The sequence below is a fragment of the Streptomyces sp. TRM64462 genome (assembly GCF_013362995.1).
Taxonomy (GTDB): domain Bacteria; phylum Actinomycetota; class Actinomycetes; order Streptomycetales; family Streptomycetaceae; genus Streptomyces.
The window spans coordinates 1-5471 of record NZ_JABWDV010000388.1; the positions used below are offsets into that span (position 1 = coordinate 1).

8 protein-coding genes are annotated in these 5471 nt (G+C 74.2%); 1 reads left to right on the plus strand and 7 read right to left on the minus strand.

Annotated features, from left to right (window positions below; all coding sequences use genetic code 11):
• Nucleotides 1–166 precede the first annotated feature (166 nt).
• The 4 genes from HTZ82_RS22120 to tsaB are packed head-to-tail and all read right to left on the minus strand — an operon-like array spanning nucleotide 167 to nucleotide 2694.
• Complete coding sequence (locus tag HTZ82_RS22120) at nucleotides 167–421, minus strand: hypothetical protein (RefSeq protein WP_175411196.1); 255 nt, start codon at nucleotides 419–421, stop codon at nucleotides 167–169.
• A complete protein-coding gene (gene tsaD, locus HTZ82_RS22125) occupies nucleotides 418–1524 on the minus strand; it encodes a tRNA (adenosine(37)-N6)-threonylcarbamoyltransferase complex transferase subunit TsaD (RefSeq protein ID WP_175411197.1) in 1107 nt (368 codons plus the stop codon). The genes HTZ82_RS22120 and tsaD overlap by 4 nt, the downstream gene beginning before the upstream one ends.
• On the minus strand, nucleotides 1517–2017 hold the full coding sequence (gene rimI, locus HTZ82_RS22130) for a ribosomal protein S18-alanine N-acetyltransferase (protein ID WP_175411202.1): 501 nt from the start codon (nucleotides 2015–2017) through the stop codon (nucleotides 1517–1519). The genes tsaD and rimI overlap by 8 nt, the downstream gene beginning before the upstream one ends.
• Before the next feature lie 23 nt (nucleotides 2018–2040).
• Nucleotides 2041–2694 (minus strand): tRNA (adenosine(37)-N6)-threonylcarbamoyltransferase complex dimerization subunit type 1 TsaB, encoded by a 654-nt coding sequence (tsaB, locus tag HTZ82_RS22135; protein ID WP_175411198.1) that lies wholly within the window; start codon nucleotides 2692–2694, stop codon nucleotides 2041–2043.
• Between the two features lie 101 nt (nucleotides 2695–2795).
• On the opposite strand from tsaB, the gene HTZ82_RS22140 reads away from it, so the two are divergent.
• Entirely contained in the window at nucleotides 2796–3374 is a 579-nt protein-coding gene (locus tag HTZ82_RS22140) for a L,D-transpeptidase (RefSeq protein ID WP_175411199.1), read from the plus strand.
• Nucleotides 3375–3403: 29 nt separating this feature from the next.
• Here HTZ82_RS22140 and HTZ82_RS22145 read toward each other — a convergent pair whose 3' ends face one another.
• The 3 genes from HTZ82_RS22145 to HTZ82_RS22155 all read right to left on the minus strand — a co-directional run.
• Nucleotides 3404–3565: a hypothetical protein gene (locus tag HTZ82_RS22145; RefSeq protein ID WP_175411200.1), complete on the minus strand. Its 162-nt coding sequence runs from the start codon at nucleotides 3563–3565 to the stop codon at nucleotides 3404–3406.
• A gap of 165 nt (nucleotides 3566–3730) precedes the next feature.
• Nucleotides 3731–4240 (minus strand): tRNA (adenosine(37)-N6)-threonylcarbamoyltransferase complex ATPase subunit type 1 TsaE, encoded by a 510-nt coding sequence (tsaE, locus tag HTZ82_RS22150; RefSeq protein WP_175411201.1) that lies wholly within the window; start codon nucleotides 4238–4240, stop codon nucleotides 3731–3733.
• A gap of 10 nt (nucleotides 4241–4250) precedes the next feature.
• Nucleotides 4251–5471: alpha/beta fold hydrolase (locus HTZ82_RS22155; protein WP_254712032.1), on the minus strand; the 1221-nt coding region annotated here is incomplete at its 5' end.

Here is a 5471-nt window from a genome sequence, read left to right on the forward strand (position 1 = left end):
GGAGTGGTTGGGGTCTCCCCTGCTCGAGCGAAGCCGAGAGCTTGGGGAAGGAGCCATCGCGACCGACGACAACGCCGCTGGGGGTCCCCCCTGCTCGAGCGGAGCCGAGAGCTTGGGGGAGTGCGTGCCAGACCCCGCGGCCCAGGCATGATCCGCCGGACACGACCTAGCCAACGCCGTGCGAGGTGAAGCGCCAGCGGTGCACCGGGCGGGTGACCAGCTCGGCCGGCGGCTCCGGAAGCTCCGGAGGGTCACCGGCCCCGGCGTCCCACCACGTCAGCACCAGCACCCGGTCCTGCGGCGCCGAGAAGGTCTCGCGGCGCGCGGGCTCGGCCGGGAGGGACTGGGCCCGCGCCCAGGCCAGGAGTTCGCTCCCCCGTCCGGCCGCCGCCCGCGCCTCCCACATCAGCGTGACCGTCACGAGTACAGGTTCTCCTTGCTGATCTCGTGCAGGTGGTCGTGATCGTGGTCGTGGTCGTGGTTCCCTGCGACATGCGGGTCCGTCACCGGCAGCGACGAGTCCGCCGACAGCTCCAGGTCGGACACCGGCCGGTTCCGGGCGACCATCTCGGCGCCCAGCGCCGCGACCATCGCGCCGTTGTCGGTGCACAGGCCGGGGCGCGGCACGCGCAGCCGGATGCCGGCCCGCTCGCAGCGCTCCTCCGCGAGCGCCCGCAGGCGGGAGTTGGCCGCCACACCGCCGCCGATCATCAGATGGTCGACGCCCTCGTCCTTGCAGGCCCGTACGGCCTTGCGGGTCAGCACGTCCACGACCGCCTCCTGGAAGGAGGCCGCCACGTCGCGTACGGGCACGTCCTCGCCCGCCGCGCGCTTCGCCTCCACCCAGCGGGCCACCGACGTCTTCAGGCCGGAGAAGGAGAAGTCGTACGCCGCGTCCCGAGGGCCCGTCAGACCGCGCGGGAACGCGATGGCCGCCGGGTCGCCCTCCTTCGCGAGCCGGTCGATGACCGGGCCGCCCGGGAACCCCAGGTTCAGCACGCGCGCGATCTTGTCGAAGGCCTCGCCCGCCGCGTCGTCGATCGTGGCGCCCATCGGGCGGACGTCCGACGTGATGTCGGGCGCGAGCAGCAGGGACGAGTGGCCGCCGCTGACCAGCAGCGCCATCGTCGGCTCGGGCAGCGGGCCGTGCTCCAGCTGGTCGACGCAGATGTGCGAGGCCAGGTGGTTCACGCCGTACAGCGGCTTGCCCAGCGCGTACGCGTACGCCTTCGCCGCCGAGACGCCCACGAGCAGCGCGCCCGCCAGGCCGGGGCCCGCCGTGACGGCGATGCCGTCCAGGTCGCGGGCGGAGACACCCGCCTCCTTCAGGGCGCGCTCGACGGTCGGGACCATCGCCTCCAGGTGGGCCCGTGAGGCGATCTCGGGGACGACACCGCCGAACCGGGCGTGGTCGTCGACGCTCGACGCGACGGCGTTCGCGAGCAGGGTCGTGCCCCGGACGATGCCGACGCCGGTCTCGTCGCAGGAGGTCTCGATACCGAGGACGAGGGGTTCGTCAGCCATGGCTCTCAGCGCTCTCCGTGTTGTCCACGTCTACTTCGTTCACGTCTTCTTGTACGGTCAGGCGCATCACCAGCGCGTCCACGTTCCCCGGCTGGTAGTAGCCGCGGCGGAACCCGATCGGTTCGAAGCCGAAGCGCTCGTACAGCCGCTGCGCCCGCGTGTTGTCCACCCGTACTTCGAGCAGCACCTCGGCGCACTCGAAGTCCGTGGCGTACCGGAGCAGCTCCGTCAGCAGCCGGGCGCCGAGCCCCGTACCCCACTGGTCGCGGGCGACCGCGATGGTCTGGACGTCCCCGAGCCCGCCGGCCGCCGCGAGCCCCGCGTACCCGGCGACGCGCCCGTCATCCTCGGCCACGGCCACCACGTACCGCCGTGTCGCACCCGGGCCGCGCGCGTGCGCGAGCTCGGACCAGAACATGCCCTCCGACCAGGCGTCATCGGGGAACAGCTCCCGTTCGAGCTCCAGGACGGGGGCGATGTCCCACCAGCGCATCGCGCGCAGCACCACGGGCCCGGTCACCGGGGCGTGACCACCTTGTAGTTCTTCGGCACCTGCGCGTCGGGCCGCCGCAGGTACAGGGGGCGGGGCTCCAGCAGCTTCTCGCCCGCCGCCAGCCTCTCGGCGGCCAGCGCGGCGAGCGCCCCGGCCGACTGGTGCTCCGGGTCGCGGGCGTCCGGGAACACCTCCCCGTACAGCCGCGCGCCCGCGCCGACCGCCGGGAGCCCCGCGACCTGGTCCGCGATGTCGGCGGGCCGGTCCACGGACGGCTCGGTCACGCGCGTGCGGCGGTCGTCGTAGCGCGCCCAGTAGACCTCCTTGCGGCGCGCGTCGGTCGCCACGACGAACGGCTCGTCGAGCCCGGAGGCGTAGGCGAGCCCGTCCAGGGTGCACAGCCCGTGCACCGGGACGCCGAGCGCCGACCCGAAGGTCGCGGCCGTGACGAGGCCGACGCGCAGCCCCGTGTACGGGCCGGGGCCCACGCCCACGACGATGTCCGTGACGGCGTCCAGGCCCAGACCGGCTTCGCGGAGGGCGCGGTGGACGGCGGGCAGCAGCAGCTCCCCGTGTCGGCGCGCGTCGACCTGGCCCGACCGGGCGACGACGGACGTGCCGTCGTGGAGGGCGACGGTGACGGCGGGGGTTGCGGTATCCATGGCGAGCAACAGCACGCGAACAGCCTACGGCTCTCCCGGCGCGCGCACGGCGCCCCGTACCGCCCCGCGCACTGCTGCTACCGTCACACCGATACGTCGTACGAGAGGTGGGCAGCGTGGCAAGGAGCAGCTCGGGATTCGTGGCCGGGCTCACGGCGGCGGCACTCGCGGCGGTCGGTTTCCTCGCCTATCAGGCGTCGGCCAACGCGCCCGCGGACCTCCGCGGCAAGGCCGGCCCGTCGAGCACGCCCGCACCGTCGGCTTCCGCCTCCCCGGCCGCGCGGGGCTCGGCCGGCACATCGGCGCAGGACCCGGCGGCGCTGCCGCCGCAGTCGGGCTCGGGCGAGCGCGTGGTGTACGCGCTGGCCGACCGGCGGGTGTGGCTGGTGGACGAGAACGACAAGGTCACGCGTACGTTCACGGTCATGCCGAGCACCGTCAACCCGGCGCCGGGCACCTACGCCGTGACATCGCGGTCGGGCAAGGTGCGCGGCTCGGACGGCGTGCAGGTCGAGCACGTGGTGCGGTTCACCTCGGTGGAGGGCGTCACGGTCGGCTTCAGCGCGGCCGTGGACGGCTCGATGGCCAGCCCGGACCCGACGCGCCGTACGGGCGGGGTGCGGATGACCCGCGAGGACGGCGACGCACTGTGGACGGTCGCGACCGTCCGAACGAAGGTCGTCGTCATCCCGTAACGCCCTCGGGCCGTGACCACCCTCAGGGGTCACGCGGCGCGGGGTGGCTCTCGCTCCTCGGTGTCCGTCTGCTCCGAGTCGGCGACCGGGCGCGGCGGTGTGGAGACGGCGTTCGCGGCCGCGCAGGACGCCAGCAGGTCACGCATGGACACATCCGACGGCTGAGGCCGCCCCGGCTGCTGCTGCGGCATGATTGCCTCCCGGCTCCAGGCGTAGTTAGGTAGACCTAACCAGGGTCTGTGGATCCATGTGACCACGCCTCGGAGGTACGGCGCAACAATTTACCGACGCCTTGTCGGAACGTACGGGAGGAACGCGCGCGGAACGAGCGCAGAACCCGCGCGGAACGCGCGCTCTCAGCCGAGCGCGGCCAGGTCCACGCCCGCCCAGCGCGCCCCGAGCCCGGTCAGGGTGACCTCGCGCCGGTCGTCGTCCGTATGGCCGACGACCCGGTGGATCACCACGTGCAGCCGGTCATCGGTCAGCTCCTCGACCTTGCCCTCGCCCCACTCCACGACGACCACCGACTCCGGCAGCGACACGTCGAGGTCGAGGTCCTCCATCTCGTCGAGGCCGCCGCCCAGCCGGTACGCGTCCACGTGGACGAGGGGCGGGCCGTCGACCAGGGACGGGTGGACGCGGGCGATGACGAACGTCGGTGACGTGACCGCGCCGCGTACGCCGAGCCCCTCGCCGAGGCCGCGCGTCAGGGTCGTCTTGCCGGCGCCCAGCTCGCCGGTGAGCATCACCAGGTCGCCGGGGCGCAGCAGCTTGGCCAGGTTCCGGCCGAGTTCCCGCATCTCGTCGGGCGAGTGGACGGTGAGCCGGGCGACGACCGCCGTGGGCTCCGTGTGCGCTGCTTCCATGTCGTCCAACCTAACCGCTCCGCGTACCGGTCCCGGTCCCGGTTCCCGTCGCGCCCCGCACCGCTCCGGCCCGGACGAGCAGCTCCGTGAGGTGCGCGGTGACCGTGTCCGGGTGCTCCAGCATCACCAGGTGCCCGCCGTCGGGTACGACGACCAGCTCGGCGGCCGGCAGCAGCGCGGCGATCGTCTCGGTGTGCGAGGAGGGCGTGACCATGTCCCGGTCGCCCGCCAGGGCGAGGACGGGCACGCCGGCGTCGGCCAGCACGGTGAGCGCGTCCGCCTTGTCGTGCTCCGTGAACGCCGGGTAGAACTCCGCGACCACGTCGATCGGCGTCGCCTCGATCATCCGCTCGGCGAACCGCGCGACCACCGGGTCCACGTCCTTGGCGTCCCCGAAGCTGTACCGCCTGACCAGCCCCCCGAACAGGTCGGCGGTGGCCCGCCGGCCCCGCTCCACGAGCTCGGCGCGCGACCCGAGGGCCCGCAGCACCCCGGGGAGCACCCTCCGTACGGCGTTGACGCCCACCGCCGGAAGGCCGTAGCTGACCTCGGCGAGCCGCCCCGACGACGTACCGACGAAGGCCACGCCGGCGACCCGCTCCCGGATCAGCTCCGGGTACTGGTCCGCCAGCGCCATGACCGTCATGCCGCCCATCGAGTGCCCGACCAGCACCAGCGGGCCCCGGGGCGCGGCCGCGTCGATGACCGCCTTCAGGTCGCGGCCGAGCTGGTCGATGGAGACGGGCACGCCGTCGGGCCCGGACTGGGCGACGCCGCGCGCGGACCGGCCGTGGCCGCGCTGGTCCCAGTGCACGGTACGGACGCGGCCGCGCAGGGCGGCGCGCTGGAAGTGCCAGGAGTCCTGGGTGAGGCAGTAGCCGTGGCTGAAGACGACCGTGACGGGTGCGGGCGCGCTCCGCCCGAACAGGCCCTTGGGAGTGACGCCGGACCCGTCCGGTTCGTCGACCTCGTACGCGAGGGCCGTGCCGTCCTCCGCGAGCGCCGTGCCGGGTGTGCCGCGCAGCTCGCCGAACGGTGCCGCCGTGTCCAGGGCGAGGCGGGCCTTCCTGCGCATGCCGCGCCCGACGGTGAGCCGTTCGACGGCGACACCGGCGGCCGCGCCCGCCGCGACGACGCCTATCGCCGCCCCGGCCAGCCCCGCGAGGCGCCAGCCGCCCCCGCTGCCGCCGGACGCTGCGGCCACGGCGTCCGCGGCCTGCGCGGCGGCCTC

What these genes read in the sequence shown, in the direction of transcription:
- tsaD (WP_175411197.1), bottom strand. Translation starts at nt 1,524, where the DNA reads ATGGCTGACGAACCCCTCGTCCTCGGTATCGAGACCTCCTGCGACGAG.
- rimI (WP_175411202.1), bottom strand. Translation starts at nt 2,017, where the DNA reads ATGCGCTGGTGGGACATCGCCCCCGTCCTGGAGCTCGAACGGGAGCTG.
- HTZ82_RS22145 (WP_175411200.1), bottom strand. Translation starts at nt 3,565, where the DNA reads ATGCCGCAGCAGCAGCCGGGGCGGCCTCAGCCGTCGGATGTGTCCATG.
- tsaE (WP_175411201.1), bottom strand. Translation starts at nt 4,240, where the DNA reads ATGGAAGCAGCGCACACGGAGCCCACGGCGGTCGTCGCCCGGCTCACC.